The following is a 25,776-nucleotide window of genomic DNA, read 5'->3' as shown; positions in this document are numbered from 1 at the left end:
CTCAAATTTCAAAAAGCTGTAGTTTCATTTTGAGAAATACTACGCGACAAAATACTTAATCAACCCTGCGCTGAAAGAAATCTCAATATGATCGCAAACAGGACGGTATAGGATACCCGGTGCTCATCACCAGGTATTCACCTGATACCTTGCCGAAAGGAACCCACCAGCCCCGAACCTAAAGGGTCGCAACAGCCTCGCGGATCTGCGCGGCATGGGCTTCGATAACGTCGCGCTCTGCCATTGTTCCAGGGGGGCGCATTTTGTCTCCCTCGTGGCGCGGCAGAATGTGAAAATGCAGATGAAAGACTTCTTGCCCGCCGGCCGCCTCGTTAAACTGCTGCAAAGTGACCCCATCGGCCGAAAAGGCCTTGATCACGGCTTTGCTCAGTTTCTGCACCGTTTGCATGACCGCCGCCAGTTGTTCCGGGCTGGCATCCAGGACGTTACGGCAGGGGGTTTTGGGGATCACCAACAGATGACCATCGGCACGGGGCATGATGTCCATAAAGGCCAGGGTCTGCTCATCTTCATAGACGCGCGCCGCCGGGACTTCTCCGCGCAGAAGTTTGGCAAAAATGTTCTCGGGATCATAGGCAGTCATCTAGCTGGTCTCCATAGGTTGCTCGGATCTGTTTTGCAGCGCACTGTAGTGGGGTTTTGCGGTGCATGCGCTCCGTGGTCAAGCCTTTGGACTTTGGCGAGCCAAACGGCGCCTTTCCCAGCTGCGGCACCAGGCATTCAGGACAAATCAGCAAGATCCTAACAAATGCGGATGAAAGTGGGGAAAACGCTACAAAAAACAAGTGCCCGCGACAATTAATCTTGATCCAGATCAAACTCCGCCATTGAAGGCCACCACACGGCACACTAAAACCGCATGTGAGTCTATGGCCACCCGGAGTGTTTCCTGGGGCCAGAAAGTTTTGCAACAGGAGGCACCTAATGGCAGACGCAGCCATTCATGGTCACGGCCACGAAGACGAGCGCGGATTTTTTACCCGCTGGTTCATGAGCACGAACCATAAGGATATCGGCATACTCTACCTCATCGTTTCGGCGCTTGTAGGTTTCATCTCCGTCGCGTTCACCGTCTATATGCGGCTTGAACTGATGGATCCAGGCGTTCAGTACATGTGTGCAGAAGGCGCCCGCTTCTTCGCGGATGCCTCAAGCGAATGTACCCCGAACGGTCACCTTTGGAACGTGTTGATCACCGCGCACGGCATCTTGATGATGTTCTTCGTGGTGATCCCGGCGCTGTTCGGCGGCTTTGGCAACTACTTCATGCCACTGCAGATCGGCGCGCCTGACATGGCCTTCCCCCGGATGAACAACCTCAGCTTCTGGCTCTATGTGGCTGGTACTTCGCTGGCGGTTGCTTCGGTTCTGTCGCCTGGCGGCAACGGTCAGCTTGGCTCTGGTGTGGGCTGGGTTCTGTACCCACCGCTGTCGGTCAATGAGGGCGGCTATTCGATGGATCTGGCGATCTTTGCCGTTCACGTCTCTGGGGCCTCTTCGATCCTGGGCGCGATCAACATGATCACCACCTTCCTGAACATGCGTGCCCCTGGCATGACCCTGTTCAAGGTGCCGCTGTTCAGCTGGTCGATCTTTGTCACCTCCTGGCTGATCCTGCTGTCGCTGCCAGTTCTGGCGGGCGCGATCACCATGTTGCTAATGGACCGCAACTTTGGCTTCACCTTCTTTGATCCTGCCGGTGGCGGCGATCCAATCCTGTATCAGCACATCCTGTGGTTCTTTGGTCACCCCGAAGTCTACATCGTGATCCTGCCGGGCTTTGGTATCATCTCTCACGTGATTGCCACCTTCTCGCGCAAGCCTGTGTTCGGCTACCTGCCCATGGTCTGGGCGATCATCGCCATTGGTGTTCTGGGCTTCGTCGTTTGGGCGCACCACATGTACACCGTTGGCATGTCGCTGAACCAACAGGCCTACTTCATGCTGGCCACCATGGTCATCGCGGTGCCCACCGGCGTTAAGGTGTTCTCCTGGATTGCCACCATGTGGGGCGGATCGATTTCGTTCAAAGCACCAATGATGTTTGCCTTTGGCTTCCTCTTCCTGTTCACCGTTGGTGGTGTCACAGGGGTGGTTCTGTCCCAGGCCTCCATCGACCGCGCCTATCACGACACCTACTATGTGGTTGCTCACTTCCACTACGTGATGAGCCTGGGTGCCGTGTTTGCGATCTTCTCGGGCATCTACTTCTACTTTGGCAAGATGACCGGTCGTCAGTACAACGAGCTGGGCGCACAGATTCACTTCTGGATGTTCTTCATCGGCGCCAACCTGACCTTCTTCCCCCAGCACTTCCTGGGTCGTCAGGGCATGCCACGTCGCTACATCGACTATCCCGAAGGCTTTGCCTACTGGAACAAGATCTCGTCCTATGGCGCCTTCCTGTCCTTTGCATCCTTCATTCTGTTCTTTGGTGTGATGATCTACTCGCTGCTGCGCGGCGCACGTATCACCCAGAACAACTACTGGAATGAATATGCTGACACCCTCGAATGGACCCTGCCCTGCCCACCACCAGAGCACACCTTCGAGATCCTGCCAAAGCAGGAAGACTGGGATAAACCCCACGCGCACTAAGGTGACGTAACAGACGCAGAAAGGCCCCGAAGCAGACGCTTTCGGGGCCTTTCCTTTTGCAGCACAGCGCGCGCAATTGCCCGCTTGAAAACCTGTCTGCGACAGACATAAATAATCAGACCCTCCGTTCAGACCGCCCTCAGACCGCCCCTGACAAAGACCAAAGATGCCCTACTCCTGGATCACCCCTCCCCCAGCGTCCCCCGTGGCCGATGCCCCCGGCGAAATGCATCTGTGGCCGCACCAATCGCTGCCGCCCCAGGGCTACGCCCGCTTCATTGGGGTAACCGCGCTACTGATCGCCCTGCCGCTGCTATCCTTTGCAGGATCTATTGTGTTCTGGGGGCTGCTACCGTTTCTGCTGCTGGCGCTTTTTGGTCTGAAATACGCCCTGGACCGCAACCGCCGCGATGCGCAGGTGATCGAGGTCTTGACCCTGGACGCCACTGAGGCCCGCCTAGAGCGGCGCAATGCCAATGGCACCCAGCAAAGCTGGCAGTGCAATCGCTACTGGGTTGCCGTGGAGCTGCACCCCAAGGACGGCCCAGTTCCCAATTACGTCACCCTGCGCGGAGGTGGCCGCGAGGTAGAGATCGGCGCGTTTTTGTCCGAGGAGGAGCGCAAGGCGTTGTTTGATGAGTTGCAGAGAACCATGCAATGAGCGCAAACACCATCGTCAGCTTTGCCACTGATGTTTGCAGGGCACCACTCCAGCCTAAATTCCCAATCGCTCTTTACAACCATTAATTGCTACCGTTTGTTTAAGGCAAGAGCACTTGGGAGTTTTCGGTCTATGATTTTTGTCCGCTGTATCGTCGGCCTTTTCTGCACCGTAGCAGCCACTTCCTTCGCCTACGCAGGCCCGATCGAAGACTGTTCTCAAGAAAACAATCTGAGGCTTTCAGTCAGAGCTTGCTCGAAGGTCATCGAGTTGAATTTGCTGCCAGAAAAATCTGAAATGACCTATTACTTTCGAGGCAATGCCCATCATCGGCTCGGGAACACACGTCGTGCTCTGAAGGACTTACATCGATCAGTGGAAATTAACCCGTCTTATAAACATCCTTACATCGAGCTTGGAATTATCAGCAAGAACCGCAAAAACTACAAACTAGCTCTGGAGCACTACAACAAAGCTCTAGAAATTGACCCTCGGTTCGCAAAGGCATATTACAATCGCGGTAATGTTTATTTTGGAATGAATAGGTACACACGGTCGATCGCAGACTATGACAGAGCAACAGAGCTAGAGCCTAACTATGTTTTTCCCTACATTGGACGTGCATTTTCTCTTCTAGAAATGGGAGACAACAAAGCCGCGCTAGATTCAGCGGAACATGCACTGAGGTTAGCTCCCCGGAATGCCCATGCAGCCGAAATCCGAGCACACATACTGGACGAGGCCAAGCGCAACTAAAAGACAAGGAGGTTTCGATTGGGGAGGCACTTCGCGACGCCGCAATAATAGCGGCGCCCTATCTCAGCAGCCGCCGTCCTTGCACAGCTCGTCCTTGACCATGGGACCCACTTTGCCGAAATCCATCTGGCCGGTGAATTTGGCCTTCAATGCGCCCATCACCTTGCCCATGTCGCGAATCGAGGCTGCACCGCTTTCAGTCACTGCGGCCTTTACCGCAGCGCGGACCTCATCTGCGTCGAGCTGCTTGGGCAGGAACTCTTCTATAATCGCAATTTCTTCCAGTTCGCGCTCGGCCAGATCCAGACGGCTGGCTTCCTCATAGGCGCGGGCGCTTTCGTTGCGTTGCTTGGTCATTTTTCCAAGAATCGCCAGGACTTCGCTGTCCCCGAGGGCGATCTCGCCATCCTCGGCACGGGCTGCGATTTCTTTGTCTTTGATTGCGGCGTTGATCAGGCGCAGCGTGCTTACCCGTTGGGCAGCCTTGTCTTTCATCGCCCGTTTCAGAGCCTGGTTGACCAGGGTTCGCGTATCCATCGTTTTTATCCATGCAGAAGAAACCGGAAGTGGCACCTCTATCCAATCGACTGGCTCAGTTCAAGCGCCTGCTCTCCCACCTCGCCTTGCGTCAGGTCAACTGCATAGCCGTTTCAGCCGAGCCAGAACCGCGGGCGGCGCGCCTAGGGGCAATTTACCTCATGCTTCTTGTCCCCCTTGCCGCTCTGCTAGGCTTGACCCCATGCCCGCCCGGCCCTAAAAGCCGATGAATTTCACCCTCAGGAGAGTCTCTGTCATGGCCGATACTGCACCGTCCAAGCCAACCGCATGTCTGGCGCTAGCCGATGGCACCGTCTTTTATGGAGCCGGGTTTGGCGCCACTGGTAGCTGCGTCGCCGAGCTGTGTTTCAACACCGCGATGACCGGTTACCAGGAGATCATGACAGACCCGTCCTATGCAGGGCAGATCGTGACCTTCACCTTCCCCCATATCGGCAACACCGGCGTTACCCCGGAGGATGACGAAACCGCAGATCCGGTTGCCGCTGGCATGGTGGTAAAATGGGATCCGACGCTGGCCTCCAACTGGCGCGCCACCGAAGAGTTGACAAGCTGGCTCACCCGGACTGGCCGGATTGCCATTGGCGGTGTTGACACCCGCCGCCTGACCCGCGCCATCCGCCAACTGGGCGCGCCCCATGTGGCCCTGTCCCATGATCCCGAGGGCAACTTTGACGTTGAGGCCCTGGTGGCTGAGGCCCGCGCATGGGCTGGGCTGGAAGGTATGGATCTGGCCAAAGAGGTCACCTGCGCCCAAAGCTATCGCTGGGACGAAATGCGTTGGGCCTGGCCCGAGGGGTATTCGCGTCAGGAGAACCCGGTGCACAAGGTGGTCGCCATTGACTATGGTGCCAAACGCAACATCCTGCGCTGCCTGGCTTCGGCTGGCTGTGATGTCACCGTTCTGCCGGCAACAGCCACGGCCGAAGAGGTCCTGGCCCATAGCCCAGACGGCGTGTTTCTGTCCAATGGTCCCGGTGACCCCGCTGCCACCGGCGAATATGCCGTGCCAATGATCACCACCATTCTGCAAGACACCACTCTGCCGGTTTTTGGCATCTGCCTGGGCCATCAGATGCTGGCGCTGGCGCTTGGCGGCAAAACCGTCAAGATGAACCACGGCCACCACGGTGCCAACCACCCGGTCAAGGAAAAATCCACCGGCAAAGTTGAGATCACCTCGATGAACCACGGCTTTGCCGTCGACGCCCAGAGCCTGCCCGAAGGCGTCGAAGAAACTCATATCTCGCTGTTTGATGGTTCCAACTGCGGTATTCGCATGGCAGGCCGTCCGGTCTATTCGGTACAGCACCACCCCGAAGCAAGCCCCGGCCCCCAGGACAGTTTCTATCTGTTCGAACGCTTTGCTGCAGCCATGGCGGAGCGTAAAGCTTCGTAAAGATTCTAATAATTCCCGGTTAAAACCGCGACACGGATAATGTGGTTAACACACTGTTAAGCCGCCCTCTTCAACCTCAGATGTGCAATGCATCTGGGGTTTTTATTTTGAGTGATCGAATGCGCGGTTTGCAGTCTCGCGGCTTTAAACGTCTTCGCCGCCCTATCTGGATTACCCAGCCAGGGACAGGGTCCTCTGTATTGGCCGCGCCAAAAGATACAGTGCAGGAAAGCGCGCGGCAGGTCTATCTGCGCGGGAAAAACCACCAGCGCGAGGATCCGCCTCCTGCCGCCAAACAGGGACGGCAAGCCCCCCCCGGAGCGCCAGAATCCGCCCCCTTAGCCGCGCCTGCATCCGGTGCCGTCGCGCCGAAAGATCGCCCAGCGCACCCTAAAGAACACGTCGCGTCGCAGTCTGTCGCCGGGGTTTTCCGTGCCGAGGCACTGGCCCTGCGGTCTGTGGATCTCCGCAAACACAGGCCCAGCGCCCTCCTGTTGAATCGGATGCCCGCCAGTTTCTGGCTGCGTCACTGCGCGATTCCCTGGGTGCAACTCGGTGATACCATCGCCATTGCCTTTGCCTCCGCTGCAGAAGCCGAAAGCCAGCGACAAACCCTGAGCGCCTGTTTTGGTCCCTTCATACCCGTTCTCGCTCCGGCGGCGCAGATCTCACCGCTTCTGCAGGCCCATTTCAAAACAGCAATGGCCCGACAGGCAAGCAACAGTATCGCCCCCGACCTCAGCAGCAGAACGCTGTTCCAGCACTCCAAGCGCTTAAAACAACTGCTGCCTGTCTCCGCGTTTCTCTGCCTCTCGGTACTGTTCCCGCTAACGGTCTTCTCCTTTTGCTGCGGCGCTGCGCTGCTTTTTCTGCTGATGTTCACGGGGTTAAAACTCTGCGGCCTTGTCGCGCATCTTGTTCCAAAGCTGCACAACGGCCCAGCATCGCTGCCGCTGCACAACCCACAGAAACAGCCCCCAGAGCACCTGCCAAAGATCTCGGTCCTGGTGCCGCTCTACAAAGAATCCGCCATCAGCTCGGCATTGCTCAAACGGCTGGCACGCCTCACCTACCCGCAGGACCGAATGGAGGTTCTACTGGTTCTGGAAGCAGGCGACAGCCTCACTCAGCAAACCATCTCAGAGGCAACTTTGCCGCCCTGGATCTCAGCCATTGAGGTCCCCGCCTGGGGCGAGCTGCGCACCAAGCCGCGGGCGATGAACTATGCGCTGAACTTTTGCCAAGGTGAGATTGTCGGGGTCTGGGACGCCGAGGACGCACCACAACCGGATCAATTACAAAAAGTGGCCGCAGCCTTTGCCGCAGCCTCACCCGAGGTGGCCTGCTTTCAAGGGGTTCTGGACTATTACAACCCGCGCGCCAATCTGATTTCACGCTGCTTCACCCTGGAGTATGCCAGCTGGTTTCGCATTGTTTTGCCGGGCATTGCCCGGCTTGGGCTGGTGGTGCCTTTGGGCGGAACCACCATGTTTGTGCGCCGGGCTGTGCTGGACAAACTGGGGGGATGGGATGCCCATAATGTCACCGAAGACGCCGACCTTGGCGTTCGCCTGTATCGTGCTGGCTATCGCACCCAGATGCTTGCCACCGCCACCTATGAAGAAGCCAGCTGCCATATAGCCCCCTGGGTGCGTCAGCGCTCTCGCTGGCTCAAGGGGTTTATGGCCACCTATCTGGTCCATATGCGGCAACCGCTACATCTTGCACGGGGACTGGGCTGGCGCGGTTTTCTTGGCTTTCAGGCCTTTTTCTTGGGCACTATCGGCCAGTTTCTACTGGCGCCGTTCCTGTGGACCTATTGGTTGGTGTTCCTGGGTCTTCCACATCCCAGCACAGCTGTGCTGCCGGATATGCTCCTGTTTCTTGGCGTCTCATCCCTGATCAGCTTTGAAGCTCTGGGCATGGGCATAGCCGCATGTGGCGCTTTTGCCTCCGGTCGCCCCCGGCTGGCGCTCTGGGTGCCAATTTTGCCGCTTTACTATCTGATGGGGCCGATCGCGGTTTATAAAGCGCTTTATGAGCTGCTCTATAATCCGTTCTTTTGGGACAAAACCAGTCACGGCATGCATCCCCCGGATCGCAACGCGCAGGAACACGTCGCTTCGGAACAAGACCCATAGCAGGCGGGCCTAAATCAGACGGGCCTAAACCAAACAGGCCTAAATCAGACGGGTCCAAAGCAGGCGGGGCAGTAGCTTTTCACAGCCGCAATGCCGGATCTCTAAGACCTGAAGCTGGTATGGCGCGGTGACTGCTAGCGTCCCTGGCCACGGTCCCCCGCATCCTGTTTCAACCGGGTCATAAAGGCCACCGAGATATGATCCTTCAGCGCCTGACCTGCGGCCTTTTCATCGCGCGCCTCAATCGCGGCAACAATTTTTTTGTGTTCTGCCTGAGCAATTTCTCCCCGCCCTTCTGCCGCCAAAGAGGTGGTGGCCATAAGCGCCATGGAGCGATGCACCAGATTGAGTTGCTGCACCAGGTAGCGGTTGTGAGAGGCAAGATGGATCTGTTCGTGAAAGCGCCGGTTGGCCTTGGCCAAGTCTGCAGGTTTATCAATCAGTGCGTCATCCTCACGCACCATGTCTTTCAGCACCCGCACTTCTTCTTCGGTGGCATGACGCGCAGCCAGGCTGGCTGCCAGCCCCTCCAACTCGCGGCGCACCATATACAGCTCGGCCATCTGATTGTGATCCAGCGAGGCCACGATCAGTGAACGCCCGTCCCGCTCCAGCAAAGACTGGGTCTCCAGCCGCTGCAGGGCCTCACGGATCGGGGTGCGAGACACCCCAAGCCGTTCCGCAAGGTCGCTTTCCACCAGGCGATCCCCCGGTTTGTAGACCCCCACGTCAATGGCTTCCAGAATGAGAGAATAGGCGTCTTTCTGGGTGTTGCGGCTCTGGTTCATCTGCTGTCCCATTCAAATGGTAGGTCTGTATTCCTACAGCTCACGCCTTGGCAATCAAGCCTTTGCCAGATTTTTGGGGCCAGAATACGACAAAAGAAGCCAAAGCAATTTCACCCGGTCTACGTCAAATCCTCATTGCAAAACAATTCCAGTCTGCCTAGGTGCTGCCCATGGTCAAAAAAGCTTTCTCTCATGTGCGCCACTGGGTCTTTGACCTGGACAACACACTTTATCACCCTTCGGCCCGACTGTTTGATCAGATCGAGGTCAAGATGACCAACTATGTCATGGCAGAGCTGGGGGTCGACAAGGCAGAAGCAGACCATCTGCGCAGCAGCTATTGGCAAGAGCATGGCACCACCCTGGCAGGGCTGATGCGCGAACATGATATGGACCCTGTGCCCTATCTTGAGGCAGTCCATGACATTTCAATGGATCATCTGCCCAAAGACCCGGAGCTGGCCGCCTGTATCAAGGCCTTGCCTGGCAAGCGTATCGTCTACACCAATGGCAGCGCCCCCTATGCTGAACGGGTGCTGGCCGCACGTGGCCTATCGGGGCTGTTTGACGGGGTTTTTGGTGTGGAACATGCCGATTACCGCCCCAAGCCCGAGCGCGCCGCCTTTGACATGGTGTTTGACAAGGCAGGCATTCACGCCGAAACCGCCGCCATGTTCGAAGACGACCCCCGCAATCTCTCGGCCCCTCATGCGATGGGGATGCGCACTGTCCATGTGGCGCCAGAAGCGCTTGGCCAGGCTGAGGCGCGCAGCCACATTCACCATCACACCGACGACCTGGCCGGGTTCCTCGCCAAGATCCTGTAAACAGGCCCGGCCCACGCCCTCAAAACGGGGACACTCTGTCGCAGGAAGGCCGGTAAAAGACCGGCAAACTGGTCTCAAATTCTGCCCCCAAAGGCCCTACATAGGCAGCGATAACAACGCTAAAGGATCGCGCGCATGGCCCTTGCCTATACTCTCCCTGACCGTCTGCCTCTGTGGCAACGTTTCCTCTTTGCCATTCCCCTGCTGGGGCGGATTTCAAAAGAAGTGGCCTATGGAGAGGAAGAGAATTTCTACTATGCCCTGGCCATTCTGATCTGCCTCTGGGGCAGCTCGATCCTGTTGTTTGGCATCCCCGGTCTCTACCTGCCGGCAGTGGCGCTTGTGCCGGTGATGTTTACCCTGCTTATCGCCATTTCGCGCGGCTAGTGGCCAAACTCGGCCCAAGGTGGCCACTGGGACCACATGCCGCTTGTCATTGCCCTGGCCTCGGTCCTATCTGAGGAAGAGAGACGAAAGGCAGGGCAATGGCTGAAACATGTGACATTCTGGTTTCCGGTGGCGGTGTAGCCGGACTGACGGCAGCGGCAGCATTTGGGGCCGCCGGGTTCAAGGTGATCTGTGTAGACCCGACCCCGCCGGTGACCACACGCGATGCTGCGGGGTCTGATCTGCGCACCACTGCCTTTTTGCAACCGGCGCAGGCGCTGTTGCAGCGGTTTGGCATCTGGGAGCAACTGGCGGATCATGCGGCCCCCTTGCAGATCATGCGTATCGTTGATGCGGGCGGCGCCGAACCGGAACCCCGGGTGATCAAGGATTTCAACGCCGCTGATATTTCGCAAATGCCCTTTGGCTGGAACCTGCCCAACTGGTTGCTGCGACGCGAAATACTGGCCCGGATTGCGGCGCTTCCAAATGTGGAGTTTCGCGCCGGCACTGGCACAAAATCGCTGTTCACCCGCAACCATGAGGCTCGGGTCACCCTGAGCGATGGCGATCAAATCCGCGCCAAGCTGGTTGTCGCCTGTGATGGGCGCTCCTCGCCAATGCGCGCCGCCGCAGGTATTCCGGTAAAAACCACCCGTTATGGGCAAAAAGCATTGGCCTTTGCCGTTACCCACCCAGTGCCGCACGACAATGTCTCCACCGAGATCCACCGTTCTGGCGGCCCTTTCACCCTGGTGCCGCTGCCGGATTATCAGGGCAAACCCTCCTCTGCGGTGGTCTGGATGGAGCGCGGCCCGCGCGCCGAAGAGCTGCTGGCGCAGGCGCCGCAGGTGTTTGAAGCGGAAATGACAAGGCGCAGCTGTGGGCTGTTTGGCGACCTGACCCTGGCCTCACGTCGCAGTATCTGGCCAATCATCAGCCAATCCGCCGCGCGTATGGATGGCCAACGCCTGGCGCTGATGGCCGAAGCCGCCCATGTGGTGCCGCCAATTGGTGCCCAGGGTCTGAATATGTCACTGGGCGATCTGCGGGTGCTGCTGGAGCTGGCGGAGACCCGCCCTGAGGGTCTGGGGGACGCACAGATGCTGAGCGCCTATCACAAGGCACGTCACAATGAGATCATGCTGCGGGTGAAAGGCATCGACCTGCTCAACCGCAGTTCGATGATCGAGGCGCGCCCCCTGCGGGATTTGCGCGCCTTTGGCCTCAACGCGCTCTATTCCCTGGCGCCCGTACGCAAAACCCTGATGCAGATGGGACTGGGGGTAAAATAGAACCCGGTTTTCCCAAATGGGGAAAACCGGTGCCTTCGGCGAAGGTATTTAAGGCAAGATGAAAGGGGCGGCCCGCGAAAGCCACTGGCCAGCCCGCCCCTCACAGAAAGTAGCCCGGGTCAGAGCACCTGATCTACCGCCTTTTGCAGACGGCCAAGCGTCGCCTCGACATCGTAGAGCTTGTCGAGGCCAAACAGTCCCAGGCGGAAGGTGCAAAACTCGGTGGGTTCATCACATTGCAGCGGTACGCCTGCGGCGATCTGCATGCCTAGGGCGGCGAATTTTTTGCCGTTTTGCACTTCAGGATCTGAGGTGTAGCTGACCACGACCCCCGGAGCGCCAAAGCCCTCGGCGGCCACCGAAGTGACCCCCTTTGCGGCCAACATTGCGCGCACCTCATTGCCAAGCTGCCACTGGGCCTGACGCAGTTTTTCAAACCCGTAGTCTTTGGTTTCCAACATGGTATCGCGAAAGGCTTGCAGCGCATCCGTGGGCATGGTGGCATGATAGGCGTGGCCGCCATCTTCATAGGCCTGCATGATGGCACGCCATTGTTTCAGGTTCAGGGCAAAGCTGTCGGATGTGGTTTCCTCCAGCCGCGCCAGGGCGTTTTGTGACAACATCACCAAACCGGCCGAGGGAGAGGCGCTCCAGCCCTTTTGTGGCGCCGAAATCAGCACATCGACGCCATTGGCTCGCATATCAACCCAGGCACAGCCAGAGGCAATACAATCCAGCACCATCAGCGCGCCGACCGCGTGGGCGGCCTCGGCCATCGCGGCGATATAGCTGTCAGGCAGGATCACCCCAGCAGCAGTTTCCACATGTGGGGCAAAGACGATACCCGGCTTTTGCGCGTGAATGGCAGCGGTGACCTCCTCGATTGGAGCGGGGGCAAAGGGCGACTGGGCCTCATTTCCGCTTTGTCGCGCCTTCATCACCGTGGTCGCAGCTGTCAGCCCGCCAGTTTCAATGATCTGGCTCCAGCGATAGGAAAACCAGCCATTGCGCACCACCAGAACCTCTTGCCCCCGCGCGAACTGACGCGCCACCGCTTCCATCGCATAGGTGCCGCCACCGGGCACCAGGGCTACCGCATCTGCCTGATAGACCTCTTTCAGCAGGGCATTGATGTCCAGCATCACCTGCTGAAAATTCTTTGACATATGGTTGAGCGAGCGATCGGTGAAGACCACCGAGAATTCATCCAACCCCTGCGGGTCCACGGTTTCCAAAAGTGCCATTGCTGTCTCCGATCTGTTTGCCGCTGCCCCGCACGCTATGCGCCGGACCGTTACCTGCGGACATACTAAATTCGCTGTCGGGCGAAAACCCGCCCCTGCGCAAAAGCTGTTTCAAATTCCCGAGACAACACGACCTAGCCCAATGGGCCGGGGCGTCGTTCTTCGCTCAGCAGAACATTGGCATCCACAGAGCCGACCCCGGGCAAAAGCATGACCCGGCGACGCAGCACCCGTTCAAAATCGGCAATATCCCGGGCGGTGACCCGCAACCGGTAGTCATACAGCCCCAGCACATGCTCCACGGTCTGGACTTCGGGGATGGCACAGACGGCGCGTTCAAAATCTTCCAGGCTGACGCGGCCTTTGGTGCCCAGTTTGACCCCCAGAAACACCGTGACGCCAAAGCCCAGTTTCTCGCGGTCAAGATCCAGCCGACGCCCTAACAGGATGCCCAGCTCCTGCAACCGTTTGATCCGCCGCCAGGTGGCCGGTTGGCTGAGCCCAAGCGCGCGCCCCAATGCCCCGGCGGATTGATTTGCATCACGCGACAAGGCCTTTAACAGGCCAAAATCAATCTCATCCAGATCTGTCATAATGGCAGGCTTTCGTTGCTTTTGATCCGGGCCACATGCATCAAGGCTTCGATATCTGCGATATGTGGCAGGGTCAGAATGGCGCTGCGATAGATTTGCTGGTAGTGCCCCATGTCGCGCGCAATCACCGACAGGCGCACATCAACCTGGCCCAGAAAAGTCTGGATCTCCAGCACCTCGGGGATGTCACGCGCCTGGGCAATAAATTCGTCAAAGGCACGCGGATTGGTCTTGTCCAGGGTGACCCGCAGCGAGACCTCCACCGTGTAGCCAAGGGCGCGCCAGTCGATCATCGCCCGGCTGCCCAGCAGAATGCCCCCCTCGCGGAGCTTTTCCAGCCGCCGCGACAGGCGTGACGGGGTTAGCCCCAGGCGTTCGGCAAGGTCCGGAATCGATTGTTCCGGGTCGCTTTGCATATGGCGCAATATGCGCCGATCCAGGTCATCAAGCATGATTACACCAATACTTATCAAAATGACGAATGACTACTGCAAAATTTCCAGAATATTTGCCAAAGGCAGCACTGCATATCCCAGCCCGCGCCTTATGATGCCTGCAAACGACAACCAAGAGGAACTCTGATATGCGCGTATACTACGACCGCGATTGCGACGTTAACCTGATCAAAGACAAAAAAGTGGCCATCCTGGGCTACGGCAGCCAGGGCCATGCCCACGCGCTGAACCTGCGCGACTCTGGCGCCAAAAACCTGGTTGTTGCCCTGCGTGAAGGCTCTGCCTCTGCCAAGAAAGCCGAAGGCGAAGGCCTGAAAGTTATGGGTATCGCGGAAGCCGCAGCCTGGTGTGACGTGATCATGTTCACCATGCCCGACGAGCTGCAGGCCGAAACCTACAAAAAATACGTCCACGACAACATCAAGCCAGGTGCCGCCATTGCATTCGCCCACGGCCTGAACGTGCACTTTGGCCTGATCGAGCCAAAAGAAGGCATCGACGTGATCATGATGGCGCCCAAAGGCCCAGGTCACACCGTGCGCGGCGAATACACCAAAGGCGGCGGCGTGCCTTGCCTGGTGGCTGTAAACACCGACGCCACCGGCAAAGCGCTGGAAATCGGCCTGTCCTATTGCTCCGCCATCGGTGGCGGTCGCTCCGGTATCATCGAAACCAACTTCCGCGAAGAATGCGAAACCGACCTGTTCGGCGAACAGGCAGTTCTGTGTGGCGGTATCGTTGAGCTGATCCGCTGTGGCTTTGAAACTCTGGTTGAAGCTGGCTACGCGCCAGAGATGGCCTATTTTGAGTGCCTGCACGAAACCAAGCTGATCGTTGACCTGATCTATGAAGGCGGCATCGCCAACATGGACTATTCGATCTCCAACACTGCCGAATACGGCCAGTATGTCACCGGCCCCCGCATCCTGCCCTACGAGCAGACCAAAAAGGCGATGAAAGAATCGCTGCAGGACATTCAGTCCGGCAAATTTGTGCGTGACTTCATGCTGGAAAACGCCGTTGGCCAGCCCACCATCAAAGCCTCGCGTCGTGCCAACGACGAGCACCAGATCGAAGTTGTTGGTCAGAAACTGCGCGACATGATGCCGTGGATCTCTGCTGGCAAAATGGTCGACAAAGCAAAGAACTAAGGCGCCCGCGGCATAGACCGCAGCCTGAACACGACGGGGCGCTCCAAGCAATTGGGGCGCCCTTATTTTTCGGTGTATTTCTGACCTTTCAGAACCTATGTACCCCGACCCGAACTTTTTGGCGCCGCCTGATCCCGGATGGCGCCCCCTCCCCAGCGCAACAGGAAATTTCAGATGAGCAACACCATTGGCGCCATCAACTGGATCAAACTACTTATCCTCGGCCTGATCTGGGGGTCCTCCTTTATGGCGGTCTCCATCGCGCTGGACGGATTCGCGCCGATGACAATTGCCGCAACACGGATCACGGTCGGTGCGCTCGCCCTGTTGCTCATCACCGCCATAATGCGGATTGAGCTGCCCTCGCTCAACACCCGCCACGGACGCACTGTCTGGCTTTGTGCGCTGGGGATGGGTTTCTTCAGCAATGCGCTGCCCTTTTCCCTGCTCAGCTGGGGGCAAACCTACGTGGCCAGTGGCTTTGCCGGGGTCTGCATGGCGGTGGTGCCGCTGTTTGTGCTGCCACTGGCGCATTTCCTGGTGCCCGGAGAGCGCATGACCCTGCGCCGCGCCCTCGGCTTCGCCATCGGGTTTGGCGGCGTGCTGACACTGATCGGGTTCAAGGCCTTTGCCTCTGCGGGCAGTGATTTTGAATCTCTGGCCCGGCTGGCCTGTCTGGGGGCGGCGCTGTGCTACGCGATTGGCTCGATCATCACCCGGCTGTGCCCCGGTGTGAATATGCTCTCGCTCTCTGCGGCAGCGCTGAGCTGCGGGGCGGTGATGATCGTTCCAACCGCGCTGTGGCAAGAGGGCCTGCCCAGCCTGCCAGAAGGGCGCTCCCTGTTGGCTGTGCTTTATCTTGGGCTGGTTCCCACTGCATTTGCACAGGTGCTGCTGGTCCAGGTGGCGCGCAGCGCCGGCCCCAGCTTTCTGTCGACGGTGAACTATCAAGTTCCTGTTTGGTCAGTGTTTTTTGGCGCGTTGCTGCTCAACGAGACCCTCCCGCCGCAACTCTTTGCCGCCCTGGGGTTGATCCTGGGGGGCTTGTTGCTCAGCCGGGCACCGGTGCATCGCCAACGCCCCTGATGCCGCCCAACAGAGGGCCGAAATTGCAATTGACCTGCCGGGTGCAAAACCGTCTTGTACAGGCCTGACAGAAGCGGAGAATCTATGCCAGATCGAATGGGAAAATACTGGCTGATGATTGCCACGCTTGGATTTGTCTGGGGTGGGACGTTTCCACTGATCAAGCTTGCGCTGGACGGGATTACCCCCTTTTGGCTTGCTGCCGGACGGATCGGATTTGCCGCTGCTTTGCTGGGCGCTGTTTGGGCCTGGCGTGGCTTTGCCCTGTTCAAGGGGGCGCGCAACTGGTCGGCGGTGCTGATTATCGGCGCCTTCAGCACGGCCCTGCCCTTCATGCTGATCAACTGGGGGCAACAACATGTCTCGGCCGGGTTTACCGGGCTGAGCATGGCGGCAATTCCGCTGCTCGTCCTGCCCCTGGCGCATCTCTTTATTCCGGGAGAGCAAATGGTGCTGCGCCGCCTGGTTGGTTTTGTCATTGGCTTTGTCGGCGTGGCGATTTTGATCGGCGGCAAGGCCTTTGCCAGCAGTCATTCAGAGCTGGAACTCTGGGGACGTCTTGCCTGCGTATCAGCCGCTGGCTGCTATGCTGTCAGCTCGATCCTGACCCGCCGCCTGCCGCCGGTGGATCCGGTGGGGCTGGCTGCTGTTCTTTTGCTTATTGGCAGTGTGATCATCCTGCCCGTGGCCTGGAGCATCGAAGGCGCGCCGCCGCTGCCCGACCATCAGACGCTTGCACTTATTGCCCTGCTCGGGTTGATCCCCACCGCAGCGGCCAATCTGTTGCGGGTGATCGTAGTGCGCGAAGCCGGGCCAACCTTCATGACCCTCACCAACTATCAGGTGCCCATCTGGGCGGTGCTGCTGGGTGCAGTGTTCCTGAATGAAGCGCTGCCCGCTTCGATGATGCTGGCCATGGCGCTGATCCTGACCGGCCTGTGCATCAGCCAATGGGGGGCACTGACCCGACTGTTCACCCGGTCCCAGCATAGCTAGGGCTATGGTCTAGCGTGTTGCCTGCCACAGCCGCAGGGCCTGTGCGGTTTCCGCCACATCATGCACACGCAGCATCTGCACGCCTTTGGCCACACCAGCCAAGGCAACAGCAATCGAACCGGGCGCCCGTTTGTCCGCCTGCGGCTCCTGCCCGATATCGCCAATGAACCGCTTGCGGGACACCCCAAGCAAGACTGGACAACCCAGCCCGTGAAACAGGCTCAACCCTTTGATAAGGGACAGATTATGCGCCTGTGTTTTGCCAAAGCCAATGCCGGGATCCACCACGATCTGATCGCGCAGAATTCCCGTCGCCTCGAGCCGGTCCACCTGTTTTTCCAGGTAGTCATAGACGTCCAGCAGCACGTGATCATAGCGAGGATCTTTCTGCATGGTTTCAGGATCCCCCTGCGAGTGCATCACGCAAACCGGGGCGCCTGCCTGGGCCGCAAGCGGCGCCAGGGCCGCATCATAGGTAAATCCCGAAACATCATTGACCAGCTGCGCCCCCGCCTCCAGGGCGTCCATGGCCACAGCTGCCTTGCGGGTATCAATCGAGATCGGCACATCAGATGTGGCGCGAATAGCGGCAATCACTGGGATGGTGCGGGCAATTTCTTCATCTTCGGGCACAAAAGCCGCCCCCGGGCGGGTGGATTCCCCCCCAATATCAAGCATATCAGCACCCTCTGCCACCATACGCTGCGCCGCCTCCACACCAGCTGCAACGCCAATGTGACGCCCCCCATCGGAAAAACTGTCGGGGGTCGCATTCAGGATACCCATGATTTTAGGGCGGGTCATATCTAGGCCCGCAATGGCCGCGCGCCGAAACGTCAACCGGTGGCGCACCTCAGCCGGGACCAAACCAACCGGTACAATCCGTGGCGGCGCCTCCCGGCTCAACAATTCTACTTCTGAAAACCAAAGCGACCCGCCTGCAAGCGGCAGCGCGCCTTCGGGTCGTGTCTCTCCATGCCGCACCAGTGGCCGGTAATACATCACAACTGGGTTTGCTCCACATTGACGACGCGCAGCGGCACCTGCGGGCTCTCAGGAGACTCAGCGCCAATAACAATCATTTCGCCCGCTTCAAAGGTTGCCGCAAACCAGGCTGCCAATGCAACCGCTTCAGAAGGCGCTTCTGACGGACCATCCACAGCGTCCAAAACGATCTTTGACGGCGCCCAGACGCAGATCTGGCCATTTTTCATGGCCCAATCGAGCTCGGTCCGGGTGGCAACCACCACGCAGCGGTCGTCTTTGGCCGCCAGGCGCCAGGCATTTTGTTCGATAGAAAGTAAATCAATTCGACGCTGAGTCATTTTATGGCCGGTTTTGGGCACTTCCAGCGGATGTGCCCCGACGCAGAGAATCAGCGGTCGCTGCCGGCTTTCCATCTGGTCGATCCAGGTCTTGAAATTTGCGCTCTCGATCGCCGCGTTAGACAGATACATCAGCCGAGGATGCGGCGGCTCGTCCTCCTCGACGCTGTGGTTCACCTGATCTTTGGAGCGGGCAATTTCCACCCCCAGAGCGCCAGGGCCACGGTCCAGTTTTTCGATACGCACAAAAACCCGCACCGCCTGCGGTTCATGCAGGATCCGTTCTGCAACCCGTTCCGCCAATGTTTCCAAAAGGTTGAGCCGCTCTGCAGCCAGTTCATAGGCAATGGCTTCGGTCACTTTGTCATAGGACAGGATCCGATCCACATCGTCGTCCAGATCCGCAGGCAGAGGCGTTACCTCAACCACGACATTGAAACTGATCCGCTGGGTATTGCCCCTTTCGGCCTGAAAAGCGCCGATCTCAACCTCGACCATATGGTCGCGTAGGGAAATTCGGTCCAGAGGCCCCGGCCTGGCAGTCGCAGCGGCGCGTTCGGAGGGGTGTTCAAAGGCGAGGCGAACTTCTGAAGACATGGCAAACGGGCCTTTGGCTGGCAAGAGGTAGAACGTCATTCAACGCATAGGGCTTAGTCTAAGCGTTGATCCGTGCCTTAACAGGCCCGCTTACGTCCGACTAGGCCCTGAATGCGGCGCAGCATGGCTCCGCACTGTCAAAAACTGCCAGCCTCGGCGGCAGCTGGACCCCAGCACAGCATACCGACGGGCGTGTCCTCAGTCATTAGAGGCGGTGCGGTAGCGGTCATCGCGGTAAAACAAATGTACGCCGATACGCGTGGTCTTGGTAAAGCTACGGCTCCAACGCGGGCTGACGGCATTGGTATGATAATACGTCGCCCCCTGGGTAAGGTCAGGCGCAGCACCGTCAATCACCATACGTGCAATCTTGGCCCCCCGCACATAGGCCGTTTTCTCCCGGATCACCTCTTCGCGGCCATCACAGGTATAGGTAAACTGGCACTGATAGCGTCGGCCGGTCCCCTGGTTGATCACCCCACACAGCGAGTTGGGGAACTGGGCGCTTTTCACCCGGTTCATGATCACTTCAGCCACTGCAAACTGGCCTTTGACGGTCTCACCGCGCGCCTCAAAGTAGAGGGCTTCGGCCAGGCAGGCGAAGTTTTCTCCCCCTGTGGCCACGGGCTGTTCAGCCAGCCAGGCCTTGGTAAAGGTGATATCTTCTGGGGCCGTTGTCTTGGGGCGAATTTTGAAACCAAGAAAGCTCGACAGACGGGAGCCTGGAACCGAATTGAGGGTCGATTGCTCACGCTTGAACAGAGCGCTCAAGCCGGTCTCGGCCTTGGCCATTTGTCCCGTCATTGCTGTTGCTACCGCCAGGGCAGCCAAGGTCAGGAATTTCATGTCAGGGGTCCTCAAATTTTCCACTTCCGCACAGCCTCCCCAGTCCAATGCGATCGCCTCCTTTAACCACATTCGGCCAAAACGTCCAGTTCCGGGGCTCCCGCCCCCCTGAGACGCCCAAAACCCCGATCACAGGCCTGCCTATGTCGGGGTCGGAAAAAACAAATTTTTCCTAATTTTATGTGTATGTTGGAGAAACTGCGCCGGTTTTCTCGCCAATTGCCAGCTGTGCCGCAGCCAAGCGCACCACCGGAACCCGAAAAGGCGAACAGGACACATAATCAAAGCCAGCTTCACGGCAAAAAGCAATTGATTCGGGGTTGCCCCCATGCTCACCACAAATCGACAGGGTGACCTCGGGATTGGTGCTGCGTCCACGCTGCACACCCAGCTTCAACAGCTCGCCAACGCCGTCCACATCCAGCACGTGGAAAGGATCCTCGGGAAAGACCCCCTGCTGCACATAATTGGACATAAACCGACCCGCATCATCGCGCGACAATCCGTAGGTCATCTGGGTCAAATCGTTGGTCCCAAAACTCAGGAACGAGGTATGCGGGGCGATCTCATCCGCGCGCAACGCCGCCCGCGGTGTTTCCACCATGACCCCAAGACGGTAGTCAAAGCTTTCGCCCTGTTCTGCGGCAACCGCAGCAGCAACCGCATCAATGCGCGCCTTGACCAGTTCAACTTCACGCTTGGTCGAAACCAGCGGGATCATCACCTCCGGCACCACCGGCGCCCCATCTTTTGAAGCCAAAAGTGTGGCTTCAAAAATGGCCCGCGCCTGCATGTCATAGATCTCTGGCACGGTGACGCCCAGACGTACGCCGCGCAGACCCAGCATTGGGTTATACTCCGCCATTTCCTCGACCCGCCGGGTGACATCGCTCACCGGAATATCCAAAGCCTCAGACAGTTCGCGCTGGCCCGTTTTGCTGGTCGGCAGAAATTCATGCAGCGGTGGGTCAAACAGGCGAATGCAGACCGGCAGCCCCTCCATGATGCGGAACAGCTCCAGAAAATCCTCACGCTGCATCGGCAACAGCCGCGCCAGCACCGCAGCCCGCCCACTGGAGGTTTCGGCAAAGATCATTTCCCGCATCACCGTCAGGCGCCCGGGATCAAAGAACATGTGCTCGGTCCGGCACAGGCCAATGCCCTGAGCGTTGAAATTGCGCGCTGTCTGCGCATCTGCCGGGGTATCGGCATTGGCGCGAATGTCGATATCGCGCGCCTCATCCGCCCAGGCCAGCAAGGCTTGAAAGGCATCGTCCTCCGCCGCTTCCAGCATTTCAGGTTCCCCCGCAAGGACTTCTCCGCGGCTGCCATCAATGGTCACGATGTCGCCAGCGTGAAAGACCTGACCACTGGCGGAAATCAGTCGTTTCTTGCGGGAATCAAAGGTCATGTTCGACGCCCCCACAATGCTGGGCAGGCCAAGCCCACGCCCGATCACCGCCGCATGGCTGGTCATCCCGCCCCTGCCCGTCAGAACCGCCACCGCCGCATGCATGCCGCGCACATCATCCGGCGAGGTCTCCCGGCGCACCAAAACGCAAGGCTCACCACGAGCAGCGCTGGACTGCGCATCCGCCGCCGTAAACACCAACTGCCCCGTTGCGGCACCCGGGCTGGCAGCAATGCCGGCCCCGATCACATCCCGGGCTGCGCTGGGGGCAACCTGCCGGTGCAACAGCTCGCTCAGCACATGGGCGTCCACCCGCATGACCGCCTCATGTGGGGGGATGATCCCATCCTGCGCCAGCGCCACCGCGATCCGCACCGCTGCGCGCGAAGACCGCAGCACCCGCACCCCATCCAGGATATGCAATGCACCGTTCTGGATGACAAATTCTACCTGCATTTCTTCGCGCAGGCGCACCCGCATCAGCGCGGCATCCGCCTTGATCCGCGCAAAAGCCTCTGGCGCCAGCTCCTCCAGCGAGGGCCCCCGCGCATCTTTTTCCAAGAACAGCGCCTCAGTGCCTGCTCCCAATGCCTCGCGCCCCTGGCTTTGGCTCAGATAGCGGCCCGTCAGCTGCGGCAGCCCGGTATCAGAATCCACCAGCTGCAGCACGCCTGATCCGCATTCCCCCTGGCCCAGACCGGGAATCATCTCTTGCACCACCAGCCCCAGACCGGCATCTGCCGGAGCCCCCTTGGCCTGCCGCAACAGCCGCGCCGAGGTGCCCTCCCAGGCCCGCGCCATTGAACGCAGCACCGCCGCCAGCTGTTCGCCGGGATCCTGTGGGAAAACCTCGTCCGTCTCGGCCTCATAGGCCTGCAGGATTTCGCGCAGCGCATCCGGCCCGCCGTCTTCGACGTCATCAAAAACATCCGGATCCAGCCGCGCCACATGCACCGCATAGGACTGCACGAACCGCAGATACAGCGAGGCAGCAGCCGCCTGCCCCAAGACCTCACTCAGGGACAGATAGCGGGCGTCGTTCATACCGATATTCAGGATCGCACTCGGCCCGCCCCAATCCGGCACCTCAGACGAGGGCCGCACACAGAGCAGCGCATCCTCCGAGAACTCTGCCAGAATGGCACGAATGTCCGGCAACTCGCCCGTGGCCACCTGCTGCACCGCAGCAAAAGACAGGGCCACAGTGCGGGGAACCGGAAGATCCAGCCGCACCAAGCGCTGGAGGCATTTGGCACGCCCACCATGATTTGCGGCCTCAATTGGGGCCGTGGCGGTGATCAACGTAGAAAGCGGGATCTCAGACATGGTTTTTCTGCACTGCGGCACCTTTTATTTGCCTGCAGCATAATCACGCCAGCCACCTTCGCAAGAGCCAAGCCCAAAGCCACCGCTGAATTTACCTCAGGCTCTCTTCCATGCCACAGAGCAGACCTCGCGCTACAATGCCGGTTTGGGGCGCCAATCGGGTCAAAGCTGGCCCTGCCTGAACGCCCCTTCAGGGCCAAAAGGGGGGCGCTGGCGTTCGGGAAGGCCGAGCCCCGCCCAAAACACGCCTCTGCACAAAAACAGGGGCCGCGCCAAAACGCAGCCCCCTAAACTCTGGAAACTCTGATAATGCGCCCGACTTCAGGCTTCGATAAGAGACAGGTCCGCAACCTGGCCGCAGACCTTGCGGATTTGGCTCAGCAGGTTCAACCGGTTGCGACGGACAACTTCCTTCTCCGAATTCACCTGTACCGCTTCGAAAAACGCATCCACCGGCGCCCGCAGGGCCGCCATGCCGCCCATGGCGGCCGCGAAATCCTCGGCCTCGATGGCCGTGGAGATCGCTCCCTCGCTCGCAGCAAGCGCGGTGAAAAGAGCCTTTTCACTTTCGTCCTCGGCAAATTTCACATCGGCGCCATAGGAGTATTCCACCCCATCTTTTTCCTCAGCCTGGGTCAGGATGTTGTTGGCCCGCTTGAAGCCCTGCAGCAGGTTGGTACCGTCTTCGCTCTTCATAAAATCTTCCAGAGCCCGGGCGCGTTTCACCAGCAGCGTCAGATCGTCATTACCGTCCATGGCAATGCAGGCGTCAATGACATCGTGGCGAATGCCCTGTTCCCGCAGAAAAACCTTCAGGCGGTCATGGAAAAAGGACAACAGATCATCCGATAGATCCGGCACTTTTGTTTCCAGATCCAAGAAGGGCTCTTCGGCCAGATCGCCAAGGCTCTCCTTGACCACCTTGAAGGATGCACCAAAGACACCGTGTTCTGCAATTTCCTGCAGCAGCGATTCAATATCGGCCGCGGGCAACGAGCTGTCCAGCGCGCTTTCGACCCGCAACAGATGGCCGTCAAAAAACCGGTCCAAAGGCATGCGTGCACCATTCTCCAGCACCAGCCGGATCACCCCCAGTGCGGCGCGGCGCAGGGCAAAGGGGTCTTTGGATCCGGTGGGTTTTTCATCAATCGCCCAGAACCCGGTCAGCGTGTCGATCTTGTCGGCCAGCGCCACAGCCACCGAAACCGGCTCGGACGGCACATCATCAGAGGGGCCCAGCGGCGAATAATGCGCCTCACAAGCATTGGCGACCTCCTGCGGCAGGCCAGCCGCCTGGGCGTAGTAGCGCCCCATCAGCCCCTGCAGTTCGGGGAATTCATAGACCATCTCAGAGGACAAATCCGCCTTGGCCACCCGGGCTGCCTGTTCTGCCAGATCCGCATCGGCGCCCACCACCGGCGCGATTTCCCGCGCCAGGGCTGCGATCCGGTCAATCCGTTCCGACTGCATCCCCAGCTTGTTGTGGAAGGTCACATTGCTGAGCTGCGCGGTCCAGGCTTCCATGCCGGTTTCCGACTTGGCCACCCGCAGATCGTTTTCCCAAAAGAACTTGGCATCGGCCAGACGGGCGCTCAGAACCTTTTGATTGCCCGCCAGAATGGTCGCGCCATGGTCTGCGGTTTCACGGTTGGCAACAGTGACAAAGCCCTCGATCCGACCGGTTTTTGGGTTCTTCACCGAGAAAAACTTTTGGTGCTCGCGCATGCTGGTCTGCAGCACCTCCGGCGGCAGCTCCAGGAATTCGGCGTCGATATCACCCAGCAGCACCACGGGCCATTCCACCAGGCTAGCCACCTCGGTCAAAAGCCCCTTGTCTTCGACCAGTTCCAGCCCACGGGCAAAGGCCTGGTTGCCAGCCTCCTGCCAGATCGCCTGGCTGCGCTCTGCCGGGTCCAGCACCACATTGGCGCGCTTCAGCTTGGCCGCGTAATCCTCAAACCCATTTACCGTGATCTCTCCCGGCGCCATAAAGCGGTGGCCCTGGGTTACATTGCCCGCGACAATTCCGTCGATCTCAAGCGGCACCACTTCGGATCCGTTTTCATCGCTGAGCTGACAGAGGATCGAATGTAGCGGCCGCACCCAGCGCAGAGATCCAGCGCCCCAGCGCATGGACTTGGGCCAGGGGAAGTTGCGCACCGTTGCTTCCAGCACCTCGGCGATGATTTCAGCGGCTGGACGACCGGGCTTTTCAATCATAGCAAAATAGACCGCGCCTTTTGGCGTGTCGCGCTCTTCCAGCTGATCGCGGGTCAGCCCGGCGCCGCGTAGAAAGCCTTCGATTGCCTTGTCCGGCGCGCCAACCTTTGGCCCCTTGCGCTCTTCGCGCAGGGTCGGGCTTTCGGCCAGCAGGCCCTCCAGTGCCAGGGTCAGACGGCGCGGCGTCGAGAACGCGGCGGCGCCTGCATAGGTGAGACCTGCCTCGACCAGACCATCGGTCATGCGCTTTTTCAGATCCTCAGCCGCACGCGCCTGCATGCGGGCCGGGATTTCTTCGGAAAACAGTTCAATCAGCAGGTCGGGCATCTGGGGTCCTCAGAAGTTCACAATCGCCTGGATGACGATGGCATTGGCGATATCCACACAAGGCGCGGACAGCAGGGGAAGTACTACAAAAGCAACAGGAGAGGGTCCATAGGCTTTGCTCACTTCAGTCATATTCACAACGGCGCCAAAGAGCGCCTGGGTCGATCTGCCAACCCCCACAGCTGACGCGCCAAGGCGGCAGATCGCTCCATTCAGTTATTCTGCAGGCGGAGTATTCTGCGGGCGCGGCGGGCAGGTTTCCCCAACAACGGTGCCATCATAAGCCTTTTCACCGCAGGCGTTCAGCTCATGCCAGGCATAGCCCAGCCCCTGATCGGTGACAGCCACGATGCGATCCACCCCGTAAGAGATATTCTTGACCGAGACAAAGGCGGTGGCGGTCCCTGCCTGCAAAGCCTCTCCCAGGGCTTCGGCATCAAAACAGTCAAACCAGCCCGGTGCATTGCGCGGGACCTTTTGCTCTGACACCTGAAACAACTGCGCCAATGCTTCAGGCTTCAGCGAAGTGCTGAAACAGGCCCGATAGCGGATAGGGGAGCTGCTGGCATCAATCGCCTGAAAATCCCCATAGGCGATCGGCAAGGGGGTGTCCTTGCCCAAGGGAAGCAGCACCACATCCTGGCCCGGCTTCAGCGTCACCTCGTCATAATAGCCATAGACCTGCAGGTAATACATCGCCCCGCCAGCTGCGAGGCCGGAAACCACAAGTACAATCGCAAGAAACTTACCCAACATTGGCAATCGCCC

22 protein-coding genes and 2 pseudogenes are annotated in these 25,776 nt (G+C 59.0%); 11 read left to right on the top strand and 13 right to left on the bottom strand.

What is annotated here, in order from left to right:
• Window positions 1-178: 178 nt before the first annotated feature.
• Entirely contained in the window at window positions 179-604 is a 426-nt protein-coding gene (locus N1037_07100) for an HIT family protein (protein UWS80774.1), read from the bottom strand.
• A 341-nt stretch (window positions 605-945) separates the two neighbouring features.
• Here N1037_07100 and N1037_07095 point away from each other — a divergent pair, with 341 nt between their 5' ends.
• The 3 genes from N1037_07095 to N1037_07085 all read left to right on the top strand — a co-directional run bounded on the left by N1037_07095 (window position 946) and on the right by N1037_07085 (window position 4,036).
• Window positions 946-2,619 carry a cytochrome c oxidase subunit 1 gene (locus N1037_07095; protein UWS80773.1) on the top strand — a complete coding sequence of 558 codons (1,674 nt, stop codon included), beginning with the start codon at window positions 946-948 and terminating at the stop codon, window positions 2,617-2,619.
• A gap of 166 nt (window positions 2,620-2,785) precedes the next feature.
• Window positions 2,786-3,280: a DUF2244 domain-containing protein gene (locus tag N1037_07090; protein UWS80772.1), complete on the top strand. Its 495-nt coding sequence runs from the start codon at window positions 2,786-2,788 to the stop codon at window positions 3,278-3,280.
• A 132-nt stretch (window positions 3,281-3,412) separates the two neighbouring features.
• Complete coding sequence (locus tag N1037_07085; GenBank protein ID UWS80771.1) at window positions 3,413-4,036, top strand: tetratricopeptide repeat protein; 624 nt, start codon at window positions 3,413-3,415, stop codon at window positions 4,034-4,036.
• A gap of 63 nt (window positions 4,037-4,099) precedes the next feature.
• On the opposite strand, the gene N1037_07080 is transcribed toward N1037_07085, so the two are convergent.
• A complete protein-coding gene (locus tag N1037_07080) occupies window positions 4,100-4,573 on the bottom strand; it encodes a GatB/YqeY domain-containing protein (protein UWS80770.1) in 474 nt (157 codons plus the stop codon).
• Window positions 4,574-4,829: 256 nt separating this feature from the next.
• On the opposite strand from N1037_07080, the gene carA reads away from it, so the two are divergent.
• Window positions 4,830-5,993: a glutamine-hydrolyzing carbamoyl-phosphate synthase small subunit gene (gene carA / locus N1037_07075; protein UWS80769.1), complete on the top strand. Its 1,164-nt coding sequence runs from the start codon at window positions 4,830-4,832 to the stop codon at window positions 5,991-5,993.
• 200 nt (window positions 5,994-6,193) lie between these two features.
• Window positions 6,194-8,134, top strand: coding sequence for a glycosyltransferase (locus N1037_07070; protein UWS80768.1), 1,941 nt, complete (start codon window positions 6,194-6,196; stop codon window positions 8,132-8,134).
• Between the two features lie 134 nt (window positions 8,135-8,268).
• Here N1037_07070 and N1037_07065 read toward each other — a convergent pair whose 3' ends face one another.
• Window positions 8,269-8,922 carry a GntR family transcriptional regulator gene (locus N1037_07065; protein UWS80767.1) on the bottom strand — a complete coding sequence of 218 codons (654 nt, stop codon included), beginning with the start codon at window positions 8,920-8,922 and terminating at the stop codon, window positions 8,269-8,271.
• 170 nt (window positions 8,923-9,092) lie between these two features.
• Here N1037_07065 and N1037_07060 point away from each other — a divergent pair, with 170 nt between their 5' ends.
• The 3 genes from N1037_07060 to N1037_07050 all read left to right on the top strand — a co-directional run bounded on the left by N1037_07060 (window position 9,093) and on the right by N1037_07050 (window position 11,431).
• Entirely contained in the window at window positions 9,093-9,749 is a 657-nt protein-coding gene (locus N1037_07060) for a pyrimidine 5'-nucleotidase (GenBank protein ID UWS80766.1), read from the top strand.
• A 135-nt stretch (window positions 9,750-9,884) separates the two neighbouring features.
• Entirely contained in the window at window positions 9,885-10,136 is a 252-nt protein-coding gene (locus N1037_07055; protein UWS80765.1) for a hypothetical protein, read from the top strand.
• 98 nt (window positions 10,137-10,234) lie between these two features.
• Window positions 10,235-11,431 carry a UbiH/UbiF family hydroxylase gene (locus N1037_07050; GenBank protein ID UWS80764.1) on the top strand — a complete coding sequence of 399 codons (1,197 nt, stop codon included), beginning with the start codon at window positions 10,235-10,237 and terminating at the stop codon, window positions 11,429-11,431.
• 119 nt (window positions 11,432-11,550) lie between these two features.
• On the opposite strand, the gene N1037_07045 is transcribed toward N1037_07050, so the two are convergent.
• The 3 genes from N1037_07045 to N1037_07035 form a co-directional block, all read right to left on the bottom strand.
• Window positions 11,551-12,675 carry an aminotransferase class V-fold PLP-dependent enzyme gene (locus N1037_07045; protein UWS80763.1) on the bottom strand — a complete coding sequence of 375 codons (1,125 nt, stop codon included), beginning with the start codon at window positions 12,673-12,675 and terminating at the stop codon, window positions 11,551-11,553.
• 134 nt (window positions 12,676-12,809) lie between these two features.
• Window positions 12,810-13,268: an Lrp/AsnC family transcriptional regulator gene (locus N1037_07040; GenBank protein UWS80762.1), complete on the bottom strand. Its 459-nt coding sequence runs from the start codon at window positions 13,266-13,268 to the stop codon at window positions 12,810-12,812.
• Window positions 13,265-13,720, bottom strand: a complete 456-nt coding sequence (locus N1037_07035) for an Lrp/AsnC family transcriptional regulator (protein ID UWS80761.1) — start codon at window positions 13,718-13,720, stop codon at window positions 13,265-13,267. The genes N1037_07040 and N1037_07035 overlap by 4 nt, the downstream gene beginning before the upstream one ends.
• A 131-nt stretch (window positions 13,721-13,851) precedes the next feature.
• Here N1037_07035 and ilvC point away from each other — a divergent pair, with 131 nt between their 5' ends.
• From ilvC to N1037_07020, 3 genes are all read left to right on the top strand, one after another.
• Window positions 13,852-14,874: a ketol-acid reductoisomerase gene (gene ilvC / locus N1037_07030; protein ID UWS80760.1), complete on the top strand. Its 1,023-nt coding sequence runs from the start codon at window positions 13,852-13,854 to the stop codon at window positions 14,872-14,874.
• A gap of 174 nt (window positions 14,875-15,048) precedes the next feature.
• Window positions 15,049-15,960 (top strand): DMT family transporter, encoded by a 912-nt coding sequence (locus N1037_07025; GenBank protein ID UWS80759.1) that lies wholly within the window; start codon window positions 15,049-15,051, stop codon window positions 15,958-15,960.
• Between the two features lie 84 nt (window positions 15,961-16,044).
• Window positions 16,045-16,956, top strand: coding sequence for a DMT family transporter (locus tag N1037_07020; GenBank protein ID UWS80758.1), 912 nt, complete (start codon window positions 16,045-16,047; stop codon window positions 16,954-16,956).
• 9 nt (window positions 16,957-16,965) lie between these two features.
• Here the strand turns inward: N1037_07020 and folP are convergent, their stop codons facing one another.
• The 7 genes and pseudogenes from folP to N1037_06985 form a co-directional block, all read right to left on the bottom strand.
• A complete protein-coding gene (folP, locus tag N1037_07015; GenBank protein UWS80757.1) occupies window positions 16,966-17,961 on the bottom strand; it encodes a dihydropteroate synthase in 996 nt (331 codons plus the stop codon).
• A complete protein-coding gene (locus tag N1037_07010; GenBank protein ID UWS80756.1) occupies window positions 17,958-18,878 on the bottom strand; it encodes a dihydroneopterin aldolase in 921 nt (306 codons plus the stop codon). The genes folP and N1037_07010 overlap by 4 nt, the downstream gene beginning before the upstream one ends.
• Window positions 18,879-19,076: 198 nt before the next feature.
• Window positions 19,077-19,724: a cell wall hydrolase gene (locus N1037_07005; GenBank protein UWS80755.1), complete on the bottom strand. Its 648-nt coding sequence runs from the start codon at window positions 19,722-19,724 to the stop codon at window positions 19,077-19,079.
• A gap of 178 nt (window positions 19,725-19,902) precedes the next feature.
• A pseudogene (locus N1037_07000) lies at window positions 19,903-22,474 on the bottom strand (pyruvate, phosphate dikinase).
• A 308-nt stretch (window positions 22,475-22,782) separates the two neighbouring features.
• Window positions 22,783-25,008 (bottom strand): glycine--tRNA ligase subunit beta, encoded by a 2,226-nt coding sequence (gene glyS, locus N1037_06995; protein ID UWS80754.1) that lies wholly within the window; start codon window positions 25,006-25,008, stop codon window positions 22,783-22,785.
• 9 nt (window positions 25,009-25,017) lie between these two features.
• Window positions 25,018-25,152: pseudogene (locus N1037_06990) on the bottom strand (sodium/glutamate symporter).
• Window positions 25,153-25,224: 72 nt separating this feature from the next.
• Window positions 25,225-25,764 carry a DUF6446 family protein gene (locus N1037_06985; protein UWS80753.1) on the bottom strand — a complete coding sequence of 180 codons (540 nt, stop codon included), beginning with the start codon at window positions 25,762-25,764 and terminating at the stop codon, window positions 25,225-25,227.
• Window positions 25,765-25,776: the final 12 nt, after the last annotated feature.

It is taken from the genome of Phaeobacter sp. G2, assembly GCA_025163595.1.
Classification (GTDB): Bacteria; Pseudomonadota; Alphaproteobacteria; order Rhodobacterales; family Rhodobacteraceae; genus Pseudophaeobacter.
The sequence above is the reverse complement of the archived record's forward strand: the minus strand, read 5'-3'. Positions and strand labels throughout refer to the sequence as shown.

Excerpts from the sequence above, each read along its gene's own strand:
- N1037_07100 (UWS80774.1), bottom strand. The coding sequence starts at position 604 with ATGACTGCCTATGATCCCGAGAACATTTTTGCCAAACTTCTGCGCGGA.
- N1037_07095 (UWS80773.1), top strand. The coding sequence starts at position 946 with ATGGCAGACGCAGCCATTCATGGTCACGGCCACGAAGACGAGCGCGGA.
- N1037_07090 (UWS80772.1), top strand. The coding sequence starts at position 2,786 with ATGCCCTACTCCTGGATCACCCCTCCCCCAGCGTCCCCCGTGGCCGAT.
- N1037_07085 (UWS80771.1), top strand. The coding sequence starts at position 3,413 with ATGATTTTTGTCCGCTGTATCGTCGGCCTTTTCTGCACCGTAGCAGCC.
- N1037_07080 (UWS80770.1), bottom strand. The coding sequence starts at position 4,573 with ATGGATACGCGAACCCTGGTCAACCAGGCTCTGAAACGGGCGATGAAA.
- carA (UWS80769.1), top strand. The coding sequence starts at position 4,830 with ATGGCCGATACTGCACCGTCCAAGCCAACCGCATGTCTGGCGCTAGCC.
- N1037_07065 (UWS80767.1), bottom strand. The coding sequence starts at position 8,922 with ATGAACCAGAGCCGCAACACCCAGAAAGACGCCTATTCTCTCATTCTG.
- N1037_07060 (UWS80766.1), top strand. The coding sequence starts at position 9,093 with ATGGTCAAAAAAGCTTTCTCTCATGTGCGCCACTGGGTCTTTGACCTG.
- N1037_07055 (UWS80765.1), top strand. The coding sequence starts at position 9,885 with ATGGCCCTTGCCTATACTCTCCCTGACCGTCTGCCTCTGTGGCAACGT.
- N1037_07050 (UWS80764.1), top strand. The coding sequence starts at position 10,235 with ATGGCTGAAACATGTGACATTCTGGTTTCCGGTGGCGGTGTAGCCGGA.
- N1037_07045 (UWS80763.1), bottom strand. The coding sequence starts at position 12,675 with ATGGCACTTTTGGAAACCGTGGACCCGCAGGGGTTGGATGAATTCTCG.
- N1037_07040 (UWS80762.1), bottom strand. The coding sequence starts at position 13,268 with ATGACAGATCTGGATGAGATTGATTTTGGCCTGTTAAAGGCCTTGTCG.
- N1037_07035 (UWS80761.1), bottom strand. The coding sequence starts at position 13,720 with ATGCTTGATGACCTGGATCGGCGCATATTGCGCCATATGCAAAGCGAC.
- ilvC (UWS80760.1), top strand. The coding sequence starts at position 13,852 with ATGCGCGTATACTACGACCGCGATTGCGACGTTAACCTGATCAAAGAC.
- N1037_07025 (UWS80759.1), top strand. The coding sequence starts at position 15,049 with ATGAGCAACACCATTGGCGCCATCAACTGGATCAAACTACTTATCCTC.
- N1037_07020 (UWS80758.1), top strand. The coding sequence starts at position 16,045 with ATGCCAGATCGAATGGGAAAATACTGGCTGATGATTGCCACGCTTGGA.
- N1037_07010 (UWS80756.1), bottom strand. The coding sequence starts at position 18,878 with ATGTCTTCAGAAGTTCGCCTCGCCTTTGAACACCCCTCCGAACGCGCC.
- N1037_07005 (UWS80755.1), bottom strand. The coding sequence starts at position 19,724 with ATGAAATTCCTGACCTTGGCTGCCCTGGCGGTAGCAACAGCAATGACG.
- glyS (UWS80754.1), bottom strand. The coding sequence starts at position 25,008 with ATGCCCGACCTGCTGATTGAACTGTTTTCCGAAGAAATCCCGGCCCGC.
- N1037_06985 (UWS80753.1), bottom strand. The coding sequence starts at position 25,764 with ATGTTGGGTAAGTTTCTTGCGATTGTACTTGTGGTTTCCGGCCTCGCA.